This is a genomic window from Paenibacillus urinalis (assembly GCF_028747985.1).
GTDB classification, from domain to species: Bacteria; Bacillota; Bacilli; order Paenibacillales; family Paenibacillaceae; genus Paenibacillus; species Paenibacillus urinalis.
Window position 1 is genome coordinate 3,294,910 of sequence record NZ_CP118108.1, and the last position, 20,360, is coordinate 3,315,269.

General features: G+C 39.3%; 17 protein-coding genes. 3 read left to right on the top strand and 14 right to left on the bottom strand.

Going from position 1 to position 20,360, the window contains the following annotated elements:
* Window positions 1-35: 35 nt before the first annotated feature.
* The 6 genes from PUW25_RS15295 to PUW25_RS15320 form a co-directional block, all read right to left on the bottom strand.
* Window positions 36-962 carry a sugar phosphate isomerase/epimerase gene (locus PUW25_RS15295; RefSeq protein WP_274338404.1) on the bottom strand — a complete coding sequence of 309 codons (927 nt, stop codon included), beginning with the start codon at window positions 960-962 and terminating at the stop codon, window positions 36-38.
* A gap of 152 nt (window positions 963-1,114) precedes the next feature.
* Window positions 1,115-2,257, bottom strand: coding sequence for a hypothetical protein (locus PUW25_RS15300; RefSeq protein WP_047910502.1), 1,143 nt, complete (start codon window positions 2,255-2,257; stop codon window positions 1,115-1,117).
* Between the two features lie 160 nt (window positions 2,258-2,417).
* The gene (locus PUW25_RS15305) at window positions 2,418-3,551 is read right to left on the bottom strand and encodes a hypothetical protein (protein ID WP_274337273.1); all 1,134 of its coding nucleotides are present in this window, start codon (window positions 3,549-3,551) and stop codon (window positions 2,418-2,420) included.
* Entirely contained in the window at window positions 3,538-4,437 is a 900-nt protein-coding gene (locus tag PUW25_RS15310) for an ABC transporter ATP-binding protein (RefSeq protein ID WP_047910504.1), read from the bottom strand. Before PUW25_RS15310 ends, PUW25_RS15305 begins: the two co-directional genes overlap by 14 nt.
* A gap of 3 nt (window positions 4,438-4,440) precedes the next feature.
* Window positions 4,441-5,211 (bottom strand): hypothetical protein, encoded by a 771-nt coding sequence (locus tag PUW25_RS15315; protein ID WP_047910505.1) that lies wholly within the window; start codon window positions 5,209-5,211, stop codon window positions 4,441-4,443.
* The gene (locus PUW25_RS15320) at window positions 5,201-5,764 is read right to left on the bottom strand and encodes an RNA polymerase sigma factor (RefSeq protein WP_047910506.1); all 564 of its coding nucleotides are present in this window, start codon (window positions 5,762-5,764) and stop codon (window positions 5,201-5,203) included. The genes PUW25_RS15315 and PUW25_RS15320 overlap by 11 nt, the downstream gene beginning before the upstream one ends.
* A gap of 393 nt (window positions 5,765-6,157) precedes the next feature.
* Between PUW25_RS15320 and PUW25_RS15325 the strand changes: the two genes are divergently transcribed.
* A complete protein-coding gene (locus PUW25_RS15325; RefSeq protein WP_047910507.1) occupies window positions 6,158-7,399 on the top strand; it encodes an MDR family MFS transporter in 1,242 nt (413 codons plus the stop codon).
* 1 nt (window position 7,400) lies between these two features.
* Here the strand turns inward: PUW25_RS15325 and PUW25_RS15330 are convergent, their stop codons facing one another.
* From PUW25_RS15330 to PUW25_RS15365, 8 genes are all read right to left on the bottom strand, one after another.
* Window positions 7,401-7,904: an LURP-one-related family protein gene (locus PUW25_RS15330; protein WP_274338405.1), complete on the bottom strand. Its 504-nt coding sequence runs from the start codon at window positions 7,902-7,904 to the stop codon at window positions 7,401-7,403.
* Window positions 7,905-7,998: 94 nt separating this feature from the next.
* On the bottom strand, window positions 7,999-9,186 hold the full coding sequence (locus PUW25_RS15335; protein WP_274338406.1) for a DUF6575 domain-containing protein: 1,188 nt from the start codon (window positions 9,184-9,186) through the stop codon (window positions 7,999-8,001).
* Window positions 9,186-9,608 (bottom strand): hypothetical protein, encoded by a 423-nt coding sequence (locus tag PUW25_RS15340; RefSeq protein ID WP_274338407.1) that lies wholly within the window; start codon window positions 9,606-9,608, stop codon window positions 9,186-9,188. The genes PUW25_RS15335 and PUW25_RS15340 overlap by 1 nt, the downstream gene beginning before the upstream one ends.
* Window positions 9,609-9,747: 139 nt before the next feature.
* The gene (locus tag PUW25_RS15345) at window positions 9,748-10,080 is read right to left on the bottom strand and encodes a helix-turn-helix transcriptional regulator (RefSeq protein WP_274338408.1); all 333 of its coding nucleotides are present in this window, start codon (window positions 10,078-10,080) and stop codon (window positions 9,748-9,750) included.
* A gap of 109 nt (window positions 10,081-10,189) precedes the next feature.
* Complete coding sequence (locus tag PUW25_RS15350) at window positions 10,190-13,177, bottom strand: type III restriction-modification system endonuclease (protein ID WP_274338409.1); 2,988 nt, start codon at window positions 13,175-13,177, stop codon at window positions 10,190-10,192.
* Between the two features lie 14 nt (window positions 13,178-13,191).
* A complete protein-coding gene (locus tag PUW25_RS15355; protein WP_274338410.1) occupies window positions 13,192-15,030 on the bottom strand; it encodes a site-specific DNA-methyltransferase in 1,839 nt (612 codons plus the stop codon).
* Complete coding sequence (locus PUW25_RS15360) at window positions 15,031-15,783, bottom strand: DUF4391 domain-containing protein (protein WP_274338411.1); 753 nt, start codon at window positions 15,781-15,783, stop codon at window positions 15,031-15,033.
* 20 nt (window positions 15,784-15,803) lie between these two features.
* Entirely contained in the window at window positions 15,804-19,046 is a 3,243-nt protein-coding gene (locus PUW25_RS15365; protein ID WP_274338412.1) for a helicase-related protein, read from the bottom strand.
* Between the two features lie 296 nt (window positions 19,047-19,342).
* Here PUW25_RS15365 and PUW25_RS15370 point away from each other — a divergent pair, with 296 nt between their 5' ends.
* Both PUW25_RS15370 and PUW25_RS15375 read left to right on the top strand, forming a co-directional pair.
* Window positions 19,343-19,573 (top strand): hypothetical protein, encoded by a 231-nt coding sequence (locus PUW25_RS15370; protein ID WP_274338413.1) that lies wholly within the window; start codon window positions 19,343-19,345, stop codon window positions 19,571-19,573.
* Between the two features lie 47 nt (window positions 19,574-19,620).
* The gene (locus PUW25_RS15375) at window positions 19,621-20,349 is read left to right on the top strand and encodes a hypothetical protein (RefSeq protein WP_274338414.1); all 729 of its coding nucleotides are present in this window, start codon (window positions 19,621-19,623) and stop codon (window positions 20,347-20,349) included.
* The last annotated feature ends 11 nt before the right edge of the window (window positions 20,350-20,360 follow it).

The following is a 20,360-nucleotide window of genomic DNA, read 5'->3' on the forward strand; positions in this document are numbered from 1 at the left end:
GTTATATCTTAACAAGCTCATAATCCACATTGAAGTCACTGATTAATTATACTTGTTTTTTCCCTGTTCATAAGTCCATCTACCCACTCATAGCATTCCGCAAGTTCAACATCCGTGATACGATCAGATCGGTGCTCGAACAGTATAAGGACATTCGAATTCAGCTCCCGAATGGCGATCAAATAATCCTCGATCGGTGCCCAGCCATCAATAGGAGATAATCCCGGAAGTACCGGATGGTGTCTTAGAACCGCATTATCTGTATAACGGGCATTGGATAAATGTATTAGCTTGGCATAGCGGGCGTACTCGTGAATCACTTTCATTGCATCAAAATCCGGATCGGTCAATGTCTGAAGGAACAGCCGCGCCGTATCCAGACAGATTCGAATAGAGGGATACTTCTCCAGTAATCGAATCAGCAAATCGGTTTCCACGATAACACGCGGTACGGCATCAAATTCAAGAACCGGTGTAAAATCGTAGAGCTCTCCATAATGAGATAATCTCTGAAATACCTCTTCACTTCTGGCTTCAAAGGATAACTCCGAATCCTCCCTGTCCCATTCATACTCCGCTTCATTGTCGAAATACCACAGCTCCCAATCCTTCTGCGGATCCAGCCTTACCGGCTTAGGATAATGGAACAGTACATATGCCGGAGTTAAATGACGGTCACGTAGATACTCTAGCTCTTGCTCAATGAAACCAAAGGCTTCCTCTCTTACATTCTCATCTGAAGACATAAACAGCGCATCCCGAAATTCATGCTGTCCAGATCGGGGAGCGAAATGGAACCCATATTTAAACACATCCTTATGCGACAAGGACAAGAGCCTATCAAAATCCTCCTCAGACTCATATAAACAATTCTCAATCCCGAAAAAATGACTTTTGAAATCCCTTTCATATTTACCCAGGTCAAATCCACCATATTGTCCGATTAAAAATTGGGCAGGCATCTAACTTCTCTCCTCATATGTACAAGTGATATTTCTCTAGTACTATATCATATTACCACCTCAATAGTTAAATTCTCCCATACAACAATGAATGCAATAAAATGCACAAAATGACCTCTAAATAAGAGATCATTTTGCGTCACTTCCAACAGTTAATTTATATCTCCCACTCGTTCCCTTCTCCACCGAAGCAGCAAGAACAGGCCGATCATTAGTATCAAGACCACATACAGAATTGGCTGTAAAAGTAACGGATCAACAATCCTTGCGGTTCTTACCAGCATGATATCGAAGAACGGACTCAGCATCCATATGACGCAGGGCACCAGCGCTGCGATAATGATAACGTAATTACGAGCCAGACTTGAGATCATCGCCGTCAAGGTGGTGAACAGGAGCAGCAGCACATACAAGAGCCCCATCGTTATGAAGATGAATTCCATGAAGCTTAGATCATACCAATACGGGCCCAGCCAGCTGTTAAAATAGGAGTTAATCGAGATCGGGTAGAACACACTCTTAATCTCATCTGAATAAAACATAAAGAATGCGGAGAGCTGAATGGCATATAGTACGGTCACCGCCAGAATTGCTGTTAACCATTTGATCAGGAAGTGTTTCCGCCCTGTTTTGGACGAATATTGCAAATAGATGACCCCATTACTTCGATCCCTGATATATAAGGGAATAAGCAGGAACATGCTGCTCACGAGGACCAAGATTTGAAGGAACCCAAGCAGAATCGTATAATTTTGCATTAACTCATCGGAGAAAAGAGAAGTAAAGATGCCTTCTTTTTCATATTGTTCAACTTTCTCGAGCTGTGCATCATTTAAATCCATTATTGCAGCAGTATTTTTGCTCTCATATTGCTCAATTAGTCTCCCTCTTGCCCCTATTCCATAAAACAAGTCGTTGCGCTCCTTATGATTGTAGACATAACTGCTGACTTCAAAGGGCAGAATTCCTTCACCCGACTTTTGTTTGTATTCCTCATAAGAATTGACCCTGTATTCCTTGAAATAAGGATCTGATTTGATAAGCTGGTCTGCCTTCTGCTCCAGATCCGTTAATTGCTGCTTGAAATCCTCAAATTCTTCTGTACCCATATGGTCCCCGTATTGTCCGAGCATCTGTATCGTCACTTGGTGCACGTCCCCATTCGGTCTGCCATTAGGAAAATATTTAAATGAAAATTCCAAAAACAAGAAATAAAAGATCACATGGAACAAAGCAAGAAAGATAAGCACCTTCGGATTAAAAATTTCCCGCAGCTCATAACCAATTAATTTCATGTATTCCCCTCCTTTCACAGCCCCTGCTTCTTGAATTTGCGCATGCATAAGACAACCCCAAATGCCAGCAGGACAGTCCAGCTCAGGAGTGTAACAAGTTCGTACCATTGGTATGTGCGAAAGATCGATTGACCCATGAACATATATTGAGCTTCCAAGATCATATGAAATGAGTTAAATAAACTGGCCAGAATGAGGAAGCTGTCTGATGGTATATAAATGACCGCCATGCCACAATGATGCCCAGACATAGGGCAAATACCCCAAATACATAGTAGCTGTTCCTGACCAAGATCGATATAATGAACGCCATGCTGCTAAACATCAGCTGAGCCATCACAAATATGAGAATGACCAGCATGAGATATTCTAAGAAGCTTAATTCCCACCAAGGGATATAAGGGAAGTTTTTATCGGATATAAATAGGCTGCTCATGGATACATTCCACAGTCCTGAATAATCTGCCATGAGAAAATAGACTCCCAAGCTCGCTATAATCAGGAGCACACCCGAGATGAATGAACCGGTCAATGAGGCGAAGAGCTTGTCCCACATCAGCTTGCGGCCTCTTCGGGTCGAATAGACGACATGCTCGCTGCGGTGCTCCGTTTCGTATTTGCAGATCAAGCCTGTGATCAGTACCGCCAGCACCATAAGCTCGATCGCGATTCCGCCGAAGAGGGTCTCGAACAACTTCGAATGCATGCGATACATGCCCCCATCAAAGAACAACTGCTTATGCTCTTCCTTGTCGATCAGCTCTCCCAGCCGTTCACCAAGTGCAGCAAATTGTGTCCTAATAAATTCAGCCGGGCTGCCTGTAACACCATACAGCTCCATTGCATCTTCCGCATAAGCTTCTACATCTAGCTGCTTATATACGGTATCTGCGGTTTGTGACTTCACGTAATAATGCTCAATCAGCATCGCTTGATGAAATATTTGCAGCTCATCTTCCGTGTATAAGCCAGGTTGATTATAAACGTATTTCGTCAGATTATCCTTCTCAAAAAAGCTTGCAGCCGTTTCATAACTCTGCTCTGTTCTAGACTCCGTCACCGCATTCATTTCACCCAGCGATTCGTTCGCCTTCTGACTCAAACCCGCAAGAGCTGCCTCATCCATTTCCGCTCCATATTCTGCCGTAAGCGCATTAACCAGCTGTAAATCCTCCTTAATGTAAGTCACGGGCCAGATCAGAAACACATTCCACAGAATGAATATAACGAGCAGGATCGGGAATACCGGTGCTTTCAGCACTTTTCTCAGCTCATACCCTTTAATGCCCCGCATAGACTTCATCTCCTGCTAGGTTCACCTCATCCTGATAAGTGTATATGAACACATCCTCAAGACTTGGTATGACTTTACTCGAAACGATATCCGGCTCGCCTGCTTCTGTTAAGAAGCGAACCTTCAGCCTGCCGAGCTCCTGCTTCTCGGACAAGATCAAATATTTTTCTTTCAGCACTTCTGCCTCCTCATAGCTCAGCTCCGTCTCGTACACTTTATCTTCAAGACGTGCGCACAAGGATTCCACACTCTCCTTATACAGCAAACGCCGATCCTTGATCATCAGGATTTCGTTTGCAATGAGCTCCACATCAGACACAATATGCGTAGATAAAATGATAATTCGATCCCGTGCCAGCCGGGTAAGCAAATTACGGAATCTCACCCGCTCCTTCGGGTCAAGCCCTGCCGTTGGTTCATCCAGAATCAATATCTCAGGATCATTCAGCATCGCTTGAGCAATGCCAACTCTCTGGATCATCCCGCCAGAGAATTTTTTCATTTTCTTGTTTTTGACACTCTCCAATGCTACAAGTGCCAGCAATTCATTAATCTTGGTCGAGGCCTGCTCCCTGCCCATTCCTTTCAGAGCAGCAATGTAGTGCAGGTACTGCACCGGCGTATCATTCTTATAATATCCGAACTGCTGCGGCAAATAGCCGAGTCGATCTCGGTATCTCTCCCCCATCTGCACGATGTCTTCTCCGCCATACAGAATCTCGCCTTTTGTTGGAAAAAGAAGGGTTGTCAGCATTTTAATCAGTGTCGTTTTGCCCGCTCCGTTCGGAGCAAGCAAACCGTACACCCCGCTCGCAAGCTCACAGCTGATCTCCTCCAGCGCAGTGAAGGTACCGAATTTCTTCGTTACTTGATTAATGGTTAACATGAATTATCTATAGCCTCCTGCCTGCTGTAATTGAAACATTTGTTTGAGATGACGGGCATACAGCATAAAGCCCGCTATCGCGATAAATCCGTACACGAGAAGTGGAACCTGGTTCAAGACCTGCTCAAAGACCGGTCCCAGCCCCAAGGAGAGCAGTACATTAACACTAATCCAGCTCATACCAGCGATAAGCCAGGACCAGCCCGATTTCACATGCAGCTGAAAGTACATGAACAAGGCTGAAAAAATAAACAGCGAGCTGGCTGACATAAGGATGCTTCTTGCCACATCAAACCCTTCAATTTGCACGGCAAGCACCATAATTGAGATCATATTTGCGGCAAGGCTGAGCAGGCTGAATATGAGCATTCGAAATGCAGCCAGCTGATGGACGTTATATTTGCACGCCATCTCTGTTTCGTAGGTGCTCTTGGTACGAAGCTGAACGAAGAACATTACCGCAATCGTAAAATACAGCACAGGCGATGTCGTGAAGATAAGTACGGACATAGACCATGGAGAAGCTGAATTTACTTGTTCTCCGGCAGCATAGCCAAACAGCACCATAATGAGGAGTCCAACAATTGTAATCAACGCAATTTCTGCTCGATCCTTGAACAGCACCCGCAGGCCTAGCTGGCGTGCCATATCCATCAAGTTCCGTGAGAGCGATGGCTTCGGCATCAATCCTCTTGCTACGATGTGCTCCACCTCGGTACGGATGGTATCCTCATCCGGGAATTCAACATAGAACGGCTTGTCATTATGAGGCATCGGTATTCACCTCCAGCTTCTTTTTTATTTTGCGAATCATTGCATAGTATTTGGATTTTACTGTAGATTCCGGGAGTTGCAGCATATCCGCGATCTCAAGAAACGTATATTCGCCAAAAATTTTAAGCCTGAATATGGACTGGCTGCCCGGTTCCAATTCACTAACAACGTGCATAATTCTCATGACTTCCTCTCTGTTCTCTACACGGATCGTAAAGTCTTCCGGCTCGGACATGACATGCTGGTCCTCCTCCATCGTTTCCGTCGATTGACGATAGCGGAAGGCTCTGGACCGATAATAATCGATCACTCGATTGGTGGCGATCCGATACAGCCAGGTACGAAACGCAGCTCTCTTCCCGTCAAAGTGCTGAATGGACTGCAGCATGGAAATAAAAATTTCCTGTGTGAGGTCCATCGACTGCTCCTTGTCCATCGTCTGTCTATATACGTAGCTGTAAATCTCCTTGTAATAGGACGATACCAGCTTATCCGCCGCGGCTTTATTCGATTGTCTCTTGATCTGCCTGATCCACTGTTTCTCAGATTCCATAAACAAAGCGCTCCATTCCTATCAAACCGGTTCGTTTATATATGCGTAGTCCTTGTCCAAATAGTTTGACACAAGATTAAATATATTTTTCATTACAGCAGCAAAACGAACTATAAATGATGTTCAAGCAAAAAAAAGCTGTCCTCAAATAGGTTAACTATTTGAAAACAGCTGTATGTTTAGATTAAGCTAAATGGTCATTTAGAACCCCAATAAAAGAACATATGTTCGATAATTGCAGCTTCGGAATTAGACAGGCGTCGCCTCGCTTTTCATATTATTAGTATAAATCCTGAATAAATATAAGTCTATATTTTTCCAAATAAATCATCTATATTTTGATAGACCTGGCCAGGTGAATACATTGGGTTCATGAATGGAGGCTAGCTGGAAGTGAAGATTCGGTTGTGGAGTACCAATCTGAAGATCCGATTATTTGGGGAATCGCTGTTCAACATGCTGTACTGGATGTACTTCCCCTTCATTACGGTTTATTTCAGCGAAGTGTTTGGATTACAGACAGCTGGGCTAATGATGACGGTTCCTCCCTTGTTCAGTTTGGCTGGCAGCTTAATTGGCGGATACATGGCTGACCGTCTGGGCAGACGTACCGTAATGCTTATCGGTACAGCACTGCAGACCATCATGTTTGCCCTGTTTGCCGTATCGACTCATCATGTAGTGGATTATGCGGCTTTTATTGGTATTGGTCTCGGTTCCGCCCTGTACAAACCCGCCAGTTCCGCAATGGTGGCAGATCTGGTCCCGCAGGAGGACCGTAGACAAGTATTTGCTGCTTATACGACGGCGAACAATTTAGGAGCCGTGCTTGGGCCTGCCTTAGGCGCTGTTTTCTTCTTCGAATATCGGCAAGAGCTGCTGTGGTGCTGTACATCCATCATGCTGATCTACTCGGCTCTGATCTTGTTCTTCGTTCATGAGAGCAAGCCTGAATATGATACCGATCGTACATCATCCCATTCATTTATGAGCTTACTGAGGGAACAATGGACAGGCTACGGGATTATTTTCCGAGACAAAATGTTTCTTCTATACTTGCTGGCAGGAATATTCTCACTCATTTCAATCATGCAGCTGGATCTTTATTTAGCAGTCTATATTACAAATTACGTGCCAGCACAGTCCTTAATTTCTATGTTTGATATACACATCCAGTTGGAGCATACTGAAATATTGGGCTGGGTTCTCGGCTTGAACGGTCTGATGTTTGTGCTGTTTGTACTTCCAGTCACCCGATGGCTGCGTCCTGTTCAAGACCGGAACGTATTCATTCTGTCTGCATTGCTGACAGGAATCGGTACATTTCTACTCGGACTGGGCACGAATATCTGGTACTTGTTTGGCTGCACAATCATTTTCACAATCGGAGAAATCGTAAGATCACCCGTGATGCATAGCTTCATCAGCCATTACGCTCCAGAGCACGCCAGAGGTCAATATATGGGGGCAGACCATTTGCAGTATATTGCCGGACGTCTGTTTGCACCCGTTACTGTTTTTTTATCTGCCTGGGTTGCCCCGCTCGGTATCTTCAGCCTGATTTTTGCTTCATCGATGATCAGTGCATTACTGTACTATGGGTTATTTCGAGGACTTCAATCAAGTGGCGTATAAATCATTCCAGCATCCGAAATATGGCGTGCAATTGCCTATAATAGAAAAAAAGAGACACAGTACTTGTGTCTTTTACGGCGTAAGAATCCACTTCACTTGACAGGTTATCCAAACGATACGAGCCGGGTCCGAAGAAGCCCGAGGTTCTTGTAAAGGTCGCAGCAACCTTCCCTGACTCATCCTCAATCGTATATTCTTTGGAGAAAGCCGGAGAAGTGATGGAATAGATTCCTCGTGAGCCCGCATGATATTCATACCTTTTCGTGAAAAAGCTCATCTTGGCTCTGACGATTCCAACAATCTCTTCACCAGGATCCATTACATTCCACTTTCCCGAGAACGCACGAAATTTACCTGAATAAACCAAATCTCGGGATGGACCATAAATGTCCAGAGAAGTGCCGAAAGCACTCTTTAAATCGATACTTCCGGCTTCCTGTCCCGTGCCATCCACAATTTCTGTCATACCCGAGCTGAAAAAGTTATTCCTGAAATTAAGCTCCATTCCGCTTCACCGTAACGTTGGATAGGGTAAACTAAAACAAAAAAGGGTAGAAGGACTTACGCAGCCTTTTACCCTTTATATATTATAAATGCTCTTAAGACTGTTTTGTATGAACTTCAAGTAACTTATACGATACGCTTTCTTTATCTGTACATGTACTAATGACCTTTTTTGTCTCAATCAATGCATTTACTTCCATCGGAACCTCAAAAGTGTAACCATTCTGTACTATTGTTTTAATCTGTTCAGATAAATTTCCAGAGTAGTCATTTTCGTCATCACCTTCTATGTAGAAAGTGTTCCTTTTCAGATTGATTGCTATTAGCTTTCCTTTTACAGTCATTTGGTGATATGTTTCAGAGTTTTCATTGATAAGTTTAATGGCTGAATCCAACTGGTCTTTCGATATTGAGTCGGATCTATTTTCTGAATTAGGTGATGCCCATTCAAATTTTAAGCTTCCAGAGGTACTTTGAACAGAATTAAGAAACTTCTGATACCACATAACCGCTCTTGGATTAATCCCCCTCAAACTCTGCTTTAATGTTTCATTGTTCTTACTTTTAATTAGAAGGTCAGATAGTTGATTCATTGCTTCAGTAGCTGGTGTTACATTAAATATATTCGCTGATTTTTTTGACTTTATTCTAATTCCAAATGAAGATTCAAATAAAGATGTAACATTCGCTGAATTATCCTCTATAACAGCTAAAGGAGGCTTTCTCATATTTGCATCCCATCTTGGATCTAATGAATATAAGGTATATTGGATTGAGGTTAGTGTATCACCAAGTTTTTGGCAACCAAGCTCATAAGCTTCCTCTCCACCTTCTATAGCAATATCCAAAATGTCCCTACGGCTTTCAAAAGCTTCTTCCAATGTAGGGGAAGGCTTTGGCGGAAGTTCTGAGTAGTGAGTATCTGTACTTAAAGGTGCATAGGAATCTTCCTCTGGTAAATATTCATCTGGAATATCATCACTGGATAGGATTTGGATAATGGGTTTAAATTCTTCTGTTACAGGAAGGTGTACCTCATATAGGTGGTCTTCAGCATTTGTAATTGCATCTCTAATAGAAATCCTACCACTTTTAATCTCCTGAACTCTTGATTTGCTTACGGGAATAAACAACCAATGGTCTGATTCCTCTAGTTCATCGACCAAAAAAGCAAGAAATTCAATTGATTTATTTTTACATGTAAATATACGAGGTCCATCATAATAGAAAAATACATCCAAAATTTTCAGACATCCTAATGGTGTGTATAGCTCACCATGCATTATATGTCCTCTCCTATCTTTAATATCTCATTAAAATATGTATGAGGTTCAACACCCATAAATGTCCACCAATTTACATGAGAATATCCAACTGTTTGACTAGGGTCATGAACGAAGACACCAGTATCTGGTGAAATATGTCCGACCGCTACCTTATTCATTTTCTTCATGCCTATCCCAGAAAAAAATTTGTGTGCAACAGGTATGTCATTAGTACTACTCAAAACAGAAAGAGCAAGATTATCACAGGTAGCAGATGCATATTGCTTTCTTCTAACACCAGGTGCTATAAAATCCTTTGCTTTTATAGAGCTCGAAGGAACTATTCTATATACTTTCATCTCTTCTTTTATCGCTTTATCAATTGGGGGACAACTATCTGGAAAATAATTTGGGAACTCCTTCAAATCATTCTCTCCCATTTAAATCACCTCTAAACTGCTCTAATATATCGGAATCATAAGCCTTATTTCGATATAACGTTACTTTTTTCCTGCTTAATAAACAAAAAAATCCAGATCACGAGATAAAATGATATCTCGGATCTGGAATTCGATTACCCTAATCTTCTTCATTCAAATAATCTTTTATTTTCTTTTTCACTTTAGTTCGAAGGTTCTCATGACCATTCTCAATCTTTGATAAGGTTTCTAGACCAATCCCTAGTTTCAGAGCTAGCTCTTTTTGCGTTAGGCCTTCGGCTTTCCGTTTACAATAAACGTCCATTGCTAATGATGACGGCAGCTCGTAAGCATCGCTGTCATCATCCCAATCTGGTTCCCATTCGCCATTACCTTTATTAAACTCCATGTCCAGGTATTCCTCTATACCCACTAGCGCTCGGAGTTCTTCTTCTGTTTCATACATAAAACCATGGCATAAATTGCTTTTCATATTATCCGCACCTTTTAGTCAAATTACAAACAGAGTGTATTGTGTTTATCCCGTCTGTTAATTTGAGTAGAACCATTAGGTACAGATAATGCAAGGGGAAAAGATGGGTCTATATTCCCATTTTGAATTTTTCATAGCTGTTAGCGAGCTTGTATGTGACCCCGTTCTCCAATGCAGCAAAGTGCTTCCGACCACATGTGATCTTCCCATCTTCTTTCAATCGAAGATCCTCCTGGTCGGTGCTCCCCTTTGTTTCAACAACGAAGAATAGGGTTTCCACTCCCTCTTTTTCAACCAATACTGCCCAGTCAGGGTTATAATTGCCCAGTGGTGTATCTATTACAAATGATGAAGGGAGCTTAACAAATAACTTAACGTCCTCATCATTGTTAAGCTTTTCTGCAAATGCTCGCTCTACATTGGAATCATAGCGGATATAGTTATAGACTGATTTATCATTTGACACTTCAACTGCATTAGCCTTCATATAACCGACAAGCTCCTGATGCTCGAATAATGATTGCTGATAAAACGCATGGTCACCTATACGCTCATATTTAATACCATCCACAATTAACTTCTTCTTTTCTCTGTTAATGATTTTCATAACAGCTTCCATGAATGCTTGTGGATTCTTCTCAAAGTCTTTCAAGCGTTTGGAGCCAATTAATATATCAACAAGTGTACGTCTCTTAAGGTTGGTCTGTTCCTGTAAATAACGCAGAATGTCTGGCAGACGTCGTTTCTCTTCCAGCGCTTCATATACACGCATTGTCTGCCCTTCTCCAGACACACCTGATTGGTCCACTTTCAATAGGGCATTTTCTCGTTTAATTTTCCTAGCCTTAAATGCATCCAGCTTTTGTATTGCATCTATACATCTGCCCTTAAGTGTATCGGAGTCCAAATCTACTGAATAAGTCGTCTTGTATTTTATCTGGTTCCATAATTGATTAAACTCGTCGCTTAGGAGAACCTCTTTATTCAGCTTAATATCCACTTCGTCTTTCTTATTGAAGATCGGCAGCTTCTTAATGGAATTTCTTATGACCCTTTCAATATCCTGCTTTATTTCCTTAAATTCATATGGAACATCGAAAGTTTCAGCTGCAATTGCTTCCTTCAGCTTGTTTTCAACCTTTCCTTTTTTATCAAGGAATTTTTCTTTAACAAGGAAGGAATAAACTTTGGCAGAATAGTCATAGCCTATTTCCTTGGACTCTCCAGTGACCTCATCTGTCAGAGTAATTGTAGAGAAGGATTGTTCTTCAAGGTATCCAAACTTAACACCTGTCTCATCTTCCATTTCCTTCTGAAGCGATTCAGCAAATTGTTGATACGATTCATTTGCTATTACTGTAAGAACATTAATATTCTCGTCATACTGTCTTTGTCCATCTTGATTTACAGATAAGCGCAAGCCACGACCAATTTTTTGCCGCTTAGTGAAAGGGTCCTTGGTTTCAACTAAAGTGCATATTTGGAAGACATTTGGGTTATCCCATCCTTCTTTAAGGGCAGAGTGGGAAAAGATAAATCGCAACGGCGTCTCAAAGCTTAGTAGCTTTTCTTTTTCTTTCATGATGAGTTCAAATGCTGATTCATCATCTTTATTCGACCGCAGGCTGCCATCTTTCGCAACTTTACTGTCTTTATAGTTTCCGCTCTTATCCTGTGAAAAGTATCCGTCATGAACCTCTTCAGCACTTTGGTTCGAAATATACTGGTCTTCTTCAAAGAGCGATCGATATTTTGGTGTCCTAATAAGGGAAACATACTCTTCTTCGAAAATCTTGGCATACTTTCCTTTTTGCCAAGGCTGTCCTTTTGGATAAACTCGATAGTTTTCTACTTTATCTATAAAGAAAAGGGTAAGTACTTTGATTCCTTGGTGGACAAGCCTTTTTTCCTTATCTAAATGAGTGCGAATCGCTTCTCTTATTTGGTATCTCTTGAGTAAGCCATCATCGATAGCACCAATCGATTCTTCCAGTTTCAGTACCTTGCCATTTTCGAATTCAATCATTTCGTTTCCAGGATAACAGTCGATACCTTCTACAATATAACCACGATATAGTTCCCGCTCACCAGATAATAAATATAAGTTGTTTTTATTGTTAGGATTTATTTCTTTTTTCACTCTGGTGACAGTACCATTTTTCTTTTTCTCATCTATTTCAACAGTGGCCTTATATCCATTTTTATTAGAGACACTGATAAGCTTAATATATGGATCATTAAAATCGTCATCTGAATTGACAGATAGTACTTCGATTTTTTTTACAAGCTTCTTCTCATAAGCATCAACGGGGTCTAGCTTGTACATTAGATTGTATGTGTCCCTATGGGTAGCAGAATACCTCAATTTACAAAGTGGATTTAAAGAGGCAATAGCTTCCTTTGCTTTATCCGTGTTATCAACACTTTGCGGTTCATCAATAATAACGATAGGGTTTGTTTCTTGAATAAATTGAATGGGTTTTTTCCCGTTCATTGTGTCTCTTTCACGGTGAATAAGGTTAGCTTTGTTTTCTTTTTCTGGGTCATCAAAGCTTTTCTTAAAGGCATCAATATTAATAATCATTACTTCAATATTTGTGCTTGTTGCATATTCACGAACCTGCTCCAGTTTAGATGAATCATATTTAAAGTAGTGACAATGCTGCCCAGGGTACTCGTTTGCAAAATGCTCTTCAGTCATCTGAAACGATTTATATACGCCTTCACGAATAGCAACACTAGGCACAACAATGATGAATTTTGAAAAGCCATATCTTTTATTTAATTCAAATATACTTCTGGTATAAACATATGTTTTTCCAGTACCTGTTTCCATTTCAACAGTGAAATTCCAATCTTGAATGCTAGCGCTTTTTTTAAGGTGATTTCTCAGCTGTACCTTTTGTACATTTTCAAGTACTTCTGCTGCCGATAGCTCCAGCTTGTTTCCAATTCCAAGCTCTGTTATTTCTTGCCCAACAATATCACCCATACTTACAGTAAAGTTAGAGACCTTAACCGCTTGACCCTCAAAGATATCAGTGATTGATTGAATGGCATCAAGCTGGTATTGTTGTTCATCAAACTTAATCTTCATATCGCCATTCCTCCTTAAATTACACGGATATCTTCAACACCGTAACGTTTCAATATTTGCTGGGCATTTGTACGAACAGTATCGTTTTCGAATCCCTCATCATAAAAAACAATACGTTCTGGTTGTTGTTTAGCCATTTCTTCAATTTGTTCCAAAGTTAAATCACGTTCAAGACAGATTAGCAAATACCCCATACCAACGGAATAAACTGCCTTCTCAGCAATCGTAGTTTCCTCAATAGGTACTGTTAAATCAATACCATATTTAAGTAATATTTCATAAACAACATCCTCTTGAGTACGGCCCTCTTTAACTGGTTCTACAAAGTCCAATAATTCTTTTTCTAGATTCATTGACTCCTGGTCCCAAACCTTCAAGTTGGTTTCATCAAGCTTAAACACCTTAAAACCGATATCTATATTTTTTAAGGCATTGTTTTTTTCTTCTATAATTTTTTGACCTGCTCTTTTAATACGCTCCTTACCTATTTCACAGATATTATTATAACCTGATTTATACGCCTCCGAATCACTTCCACAAGGTTCTGGAAATTGAACCATTATATACCTCCGATTACCTCCATCTTCTGAATTAAGCTTCATGACAGCATGAGCGGAGCTTGCTGAACCAGCAAAAAAATCTAAATAAAGTCCATCTTTGTCATCATCATTATCGTTAATTATAAATGAAAACAAATACTCGATTAGTTTTACTGGTTTTGGGAAATCAAAGATTCCTCTTTTTCCGAGCAAATCTGCTACTTCTCGAGTTCCCTCTTGATTAAAAACATCTGCTTTTATGGATAATGGTTTACCATTTCTTATTTTCCCATTTTCGTCTTTTAAATATTGTTTAAATCTTACACTGAAACCACTTTTACTTTCATTAATTACAATTTCATTATTTGCATAAGCTTTTTCGAATTTCTCTTTTGACCATAACCATCTGCTTCCCTTTTTAGGTGAAATTTCCTTACCATTATGTGAAATTGAATACATTAAATTACTTCTTTCCCCTTTACTACTTGTTGCTAATGGTTGGGTAATATAACCACCACGTTGAGGATATTTTTCGTCTTTACTTTTATATGCTTCAATTTGTTCTTCACTTAATGGAGACTCAAGGTTTTCAATTGGGCGTTTACTATAAACTAAAATATATTCATGAATATTAGCAAAGCCTTTTGTTCCTCCTCCTGCCCCGTATCTTTTTTTCCAGATTATATTTTCTACAAAGTTCTCTTCACCAAAAATTTCATCACATATTGCTTTCAGATTTTTCATTTCATTAGCATCAATACTAATTAGTATTAATCCATCGTCTTTTAATAGATTTTTTGCAATCTTTAACCTAGGGTACATCATATTTAACCAATCCGTATGGAATCTACCATTTGTTTCAGGATTTGATTTCATATTTTCAGAAATTACTTCTTTATAATTTTTTAGATTATCTCGAAAATCATCATTATAAACAAAATCATTTCCAGTGTTATAAGGCGGGTCTATATAGATAATTTTTACTTTGTTACGATAAGAGCTTTGAAGTATTCGAAGAACTTCAAGGTTATCACCTTCAATAAACAGGTTTTGAGTTGAATCCCAATTAACACTCTCTTCTTTACATGGAAGTAGTGTTCCTGTTGTTTGCTTTTGAGCAAGTTGAATCGCTTCTGTTTTCCCATTCCAAGAAAACTCGTAGCGTTCTTTTTCTTTTTCTACATGCTCACCAAGAGCAATACGTAACTTATCAATATCAATCTTATTTTCTGTCAGTATTTCAGGGAATAGCTCTTTTAACTTCTCAATATTATCTTGTACTACATTGAATGTTTTTCCTTCTAATTTTTGCAATTAACACAACTCCCTTATTTGTTGAATTTGAATGTTGATTTGCTGTTCATGCCGCTTTATCTTCATGTGCAAATCCATCTTTTTACCAAAGTCAACTTGGCCTTTCTGCTCAAGCTGCAATTGTTCGATACCCTTACGATGTTTCTGAACATTTCTTAATATGTTGACCACTTCTTCTCGCTTTTCTTTACTGGTAGGTATTGTTCCTACTAACTGAATTACTTCTTCGCATTTTATCCATTGTTGAATGTCCTCGTATATGCTATATAGGTTTTCAAAAGATAAATTTGTAACGACCAATGAGTTCAGTAATTTCGAGTATCCAATATCAGGTTCCTTGGGATTAAACCGTTGAGTAATGGTAGGTTGTTCGACAACAACTTTGGTCTTGTCAGTTTTATTTAGCCTTTTGTGACTGGTACTCAAAAGAATCTGATCTTCTGATGAATTCATTATTAATACGGCTGGATTAGGGATAGTCTTATGAATAGCACCAATAATCCTATTTATATTTTTGTCCGTTCGAAGCTCAACGTATATCCATACTACTTCTGCATAATTGAATTCATCATCTTGGTAGATGGGGATATTTGTACTCTGCTGATTCATAATACTTAACAAATAAATCCCCTCTATATCGGAAGTAAACATTTCCTTTTCCGTTGTAGAAAGATCGGTTTGTGTAAAAAAGGCTTTCTTAGGTATCTTACGATTTAAAACAGTACGGGGAGGAAACTCCAATCGATTAATCAACCATTCCCTCATTCCATCACCTACTTTATCACTAAAAATGATATTAATTCAAAGTCATCCGAAGTTGTTGCTGTATCCTGTAAAAGACTAGAATTCCCAAGACTGAATAACGATTCCATTCCTTGCTCTTCAACAATACCGAGAACAAATTCGACCGCTTTGTCTAGTAGATACTTGTAAGAAGACATGTCGTTCATATCCTCTGTTTCTTGATTGAACTGATGAATTAACTCATTGAACACGTCTGATTGACCATTAGCAACTTTACGGAAGAGATCCAGTATCTGCTTTGTCTTTAAATGTCCTAGTGAGACCTCTCCATCCATATTCATATACACAAGATAATATGGATACAGTGCGCTTGTTTCTTTTACTTGTGCTGCTGCATTTCGTTGTTTGATACAGAATATCACCCCTGGTTCAGTATCAGAAGATGGAGCCAACTGAAGCGAGGTAACTGCGTGTAATCCTAGGGGAGCAGTCTCAATTTTCTTCTTATTGGCTTCCATATAATCAAGTAGATCCATTTTAAAGTCGTTCAGAGTCAAATCAGTGATAGAGATTCCGCCAGAGATATCCTCTAAATCAACCACTTCTTCTTGTAGCTGTTTCAATTGCTTTTTACGATATTCCAAATCATTCATTTGCTTCTTTTCATCATATTCAATTACGTTCTCTTCACCTGTTGCTGAAATATCAAGAAGCACCATTCTGCCGCTTACACGTGCTTCTAAATTAATATACTCATCAAGATCCATATTCGGCCAGAAGTTTACCAGTTGAATAACATCATTCTTTGAGCCTAAACGATCGATTCGACCGAACCGTTGGATAATTCGGACTGGGTTCCAATGAATGTCATAATTGATTAAAAAATCACAATCTTGGAGGTTCTGACCTTCCGAAATGCAGTCAGTTGCAATCAATATGTCGATCTCTTCACGTATCTTTGAATCAATTTTATTTCTTTCCTTCGATACGGGTGAAAAGTTGGTCAAAATGGAGTTTAGATCTTTTTGGATACCCTTTAATGTAGTCTGGTTGCCTCCAGAACCTGTGACAAGCGCCGAGTTAACACCATGCTTTTTGGCCACCCATTGTGATAACTCTTTATACAAATAACTTGCTGTGTCTGCAAAAGCTGTAAAAATGATGATTTTCTTATTTTCTCCATTAATGGGTTGAAGGAGCTTTTGGTCAATCATGGATTTAAGCTTATTCAACTTGGCATCACGTGGAGCTTGAACTTTTGCTGATTCAATAAGTAGCTGCTCAAGTTTTTCCTTATCATCATGCAAATCTTGCTTCCACTTAATGCGGTCGATATCTTGAAGGAGTACTTTTACTTTCGATCCTATCAGCATGTTTTCAACATCATCATCGTCAATATCGATTTCATTAATATTAATATCGGCATTGGAGTATTGTTGGATGTTATCAAGCTTTAATAACAGGTCATCAATTTTTGTCAAAAGAGCTGCTACTGTCATACCAAATGAATGTATAGAGCTTTCCATCCGTTTAAGCAAGTTAACCCTCATTAAATGGACAAGACTGCGTTCACGGTCAATCTGCTTAAATACTGAACCACCCTTTACCTTCATATCATATTTTCTGCTGTATTCCTCTTGCTTTTCGGGCATTACATATTTTAATGGAGAATACGCACTTAAATTCAGCCTGTTAATTAACTTATTGACTTCCTTTATTTCAGGGAACTCATTGCTCTCATCAATATCAGCATGTACATTTCTTGGTTTCAACCGTTCTGGAAATTTCCCAATCTCCGACATATTATAGTATTTTTCAATATGTTTTCTTGAACGAGCAATAGTCACTGCATCGAGCAATTTGAAGTAGTCAAAGTTTAACATTTCAAGTAGGGTGTCGGACTTGCGCTCCTCATCACCTAACTTGAGCCATTTATTGAATGAAAGCTGTGCTTTTCTTAATGTTTGTTCGATGCTTTCAATACCTGCAGATTCCAGTGCTTCATCATTACCTTCCGTAATAAAAGCAACTTGGTTTTTCAAATCATTCATTTTGTTATTTACTGGCGTCGCTGATAGCATTAAGACCTTTGTCTTAACACCTGCTTTAATGATTTGGTTCATCAATCTCGAATAACGAGTTTCCCTGTCATTTCTAGCCTGGTTATTCCTGAAATTATGTGACTCATCAATAACAACTAAGTCGTAGTTACTCCAGTTCACAGTAGACAAATTAATATCCCCTGACAAACCGCCTGTACGGCTCAAATCGGTATGATTTAACACATCGTAGTTGAAGCGATCAGTAGAGAGGACATTTCTCTTATCATTTTGAGTGTAAATCAGCCAGTTTTCTCTTAATTTTTTTGGGCACAAAACTAGTACTCTGTCATTTCTCAACTCGTAATACTTAATAACTGCAAGGGCTTCGAATGTCTTCCCCAAACCTACACTATCTGCAATGATACAACCGTTATGCTTTTCCAATTTATCAATAGCTCCGAGTACACCATCTTTTTGGAATTTATAAAGCTTATTCCATATCGTGGTGTCTTTAAAGCCTGTTTTTGATTTTACAATCGCATCTTCATCGAATTCTTCCAGGTAGTCACTGAAAATATTATATAGCGTGACATAGTAAAGAAATTCTGGAGAATGATTTTCATAAATTGCTGCGATTCTTCCCAAAACTTCCTCTTGTACCTCTTCAACAATAGCATCGTTCTTCCAAACATCATTGAACCACTGGATATATTGTTTTGTTAATAGAGGTTCATCCATTAGTGAATTCATATGAAGACTAGGCGAGTATGTATAGCCTAATCCGCTGCTAGTAAAATCGGAGCTCCCTTGAATAGCCACTGATGAACCATCTTTGTTTTCAATATGGAACAGGCGATTCTGTGTTAATGGTGACGTCAAAGACTTCATCTTTACTTTTGAACTTATCCAGTCAGCACATTCTTTAGCGATTTTCGCCTGTGTAAGTTCATTCCGCATCTTAATTTCGAGTTCTGAACCAGATAACCTTTTCTCTCGACCTGACTTATCAATGTCTGTAGTACCTTTTGTATGTTTTTCTGAAGTAAAGGTAGGATCGATAAATAAAAACCGTACCTCTTCCACCTTCATTAATTCCTTCTTTAAAGCCTCGAACGCATATATCGTAAAGTAGGATGACATGATCGCTACCTTGGCATCTTTTTTAAAATATGGTTTCAATGCATCTCCTACAATGCCAGACCTTTTGTTATCTAACATTTTCCCTATCATTCCTACACCCCCAAAAAGACAAAAATATAACTATTCTACTACTTTTATTCTACAAGACTTTCTATCATCGTTAAATCAATTTTACAAAAATAGTAATTGCACATTCTACCAGCTTGCTATATGTAAAAATATGTAAATGTTATACAGTGGAAAATTTTGAAATTTTTTGACCCCAGGTAATGTGTTATTTGAAAGGTTTGTACTTTGTTCGGTGCCCACCCGTTCCTTTTAAAAGGAGGCGAAGTTGCTGTTGGCATTAACAATGCTATTTATATCAATGAAAGGAGGTGAGTCAAATGGAAAAGCAGCATAAAAATACGGTAAAGTCTTTAATCGCTAAGAATGGTTACTGGACTGGCTTTCTTGTAGCAAACAAAGTGAATCCTGTTCATGTTAAGGGGTGTTGGCATTTAGGCTTTAGAGTCACGGTATCTAGCATAGAAGAACTTGATAAAGCCATTAATCGGTTTGCTTACTACAACTGTAATCGTGAATTAGGAAATCGTGTGTCCTTCTATAAAAAGTAGGATGATTTTTAGTAAGCGAAAATTATATGAAGGAGCGAACTTACAAAATGCTTGAAAAAAATGGTGGCAATCGTAACGTGATACCCATTAGGGAAAGAAATGTAAAAGTGAGTCTAGTACCAAGTCTAGCTATCTCATTAGCTGAAGCCAAAGAAAGAATAGACATGTTGCAGCAATTTGTAAAAGAAATGATGAAAGAAGGATTGGATTACGGAATTATTGAAGGCTTTCGGAAGCCGACTCTTTTTAAACCTGGGGCAGAGAAGCTTTGTGACATCTTCGGTTTTTCCAAACATGTGAATATTATTAACCGTATTGAAAACTGGGAAAAAGGAATTTTTGCTTATGAAGTGAAGGTGACTCTTGTCAGCAAACAAACAGGTTTTATGGAAGCAGAAGGGATCGGGACTTGCAACAATAAAGAACAGTCCTTTATAGACCAGGACCCTTTTAGCGTTGTTAATACACTTCTTAAGATGGCTAAGAAAAGAGCATTAATTGATGCTGTTCTTTCAGCTACAAGAGCTAGTGGTCTATTCACACAGGATATCGAGGACTTACCTAAGGATATCCCGCAAAACAAAGGGGGTGAGGCACCAGCCACAGATAAGCAACTACAAATGATATTCGGAACGGTATCAGAGTTGAATATGCGTCCAGAAGTCGCAAAAGAAATGATGCAAATGATGTTTCAAGTAGATCACAGTACCAAGCTCACAAAACAACAAGCATCCTCTTTCATACAAGACTTGTTACTATTGAAAATCAAGCCTTAAAGGAGGTGAGA